Source organism: Pseudomonas sp. GW821-FHT01E10, assembly GCF_059422365.1.
Genome location: NZ_JBWKWT010000004.1, coordinates 181,129 through 181,469 on the forward strand (window position 1 = coordinate 181,129; position 341 = coordinate 181,469).

Here is a 341-nt window from a genome sequence, read left to right on the forward strand (position 1 = left end):
TGCTCTCTATTTTTTAGTTGAAATGGATAGGATCCATGGGCAACCGAGTGCCCTGCCGCTGCCTGGACCTGTGAACCACCTGGATCGGCTGCCTCTCGGGCAACGTGTCGCAAGTTGATGACCGGCCCCTCCCCGGGCTCGATCGTTTGTCCGGGCAGCGGTAAAAATGTGTACGGCTGGGAAAACCTGAGCCCAGTGGCTACCCTGCCCGGCTCGATTTATCTGCTTACGTAGGTAAGACGCAGCACCACGCAAAAACCGGAATGAGTTTATTTATCATTTGCGCAAAAACTTAAAAAAAAGGCCGACGCGTTGGGCGTCGGCCTTTTTTTTCTGCTACT